The sequence below is a fragment of the Mycobacterium sp. genome (assembly GCF_008709575.1).
In the GTDB taxonomy this organism is placed as follows: domain Bacteria; phylum Actinomycetota; class Actinomycetes; order Mycobacteriales; family Mycobacteriaceae; genus Mycobacterium.
Genome location: NZ_VYIK01000393.1, coordinates 1 through 666 on the forward strand (window position 1 = coordinate 1; position 666 = coordinate 666).

The window sequence follows — 666 nt, forward strand, 5'->3', positions numbered from 1 at the left end:
GCTGGCAGCCTCCTCCAGCCGACGCTTCGACGCCGCGTCGACGCGCAGCTGTAGATGCTCATCTTTCATGATGGCCACGTACTCACATGTGGCAGTACGTAAGTGTTTAGTCAAGCGATATTTGATCGGCACTGTTCACCGGGCCCGATCTCCTCGATGTCTTCGCCACAGCATCTACCGCGCCCGCCAGGTCGTCACCGACCCCGTGGTATGCGTAGCCCGCGCCGGCGAGCGGCCAGGGATATCGATCACGGTCACGCAAAACCACCCGTTGCGACGTTCACTCGAATCCGCCCGAGTTGCGTACAGACAAGTGGTGTACGAACAGCTGGGCGCGCTCGGCCACGGACCCGCGGGGTTTGGGCGCAGGGTTCGCCAAAAGCTGACGTGCACCAACAGCGCCCCGATTCCATTTCGCTGTCGCCCGACGCGGGTATCGTATCTGAGCTGACCGACCAGGAAGTAGACAATGCCCATCGACCTCGACGCCATCAAACCGGGCACCGTCATCGTCGGCCTGCGCTCCGAGCCGGTGACGATCCGGGAGGCCCGCCCCCAAGGCGCTGACGTGCTCGCCTTGGTGTTCCGCCAGGCCGACGGCCAGCTCGGTGAGCAGCTGCTGTACCGCTCCGACCTCGACGGCCTGGCACTGCAGGAACCGGGGTC

General features: G+C 64.4%; 1 protein-coding gene. It reads left to right on the plus strand.

The annotated features are described in order from the left end of the window. Window positions 1-469 precede the first annotated feature (469 nt). Window positions 470-666 (plus strand): hypothetical protein (locus tag F6Q13_RS19170; RefSeq protein WP_293059893.1); only part of this gene is annotated, 197 nt, incomplete at its 3' end.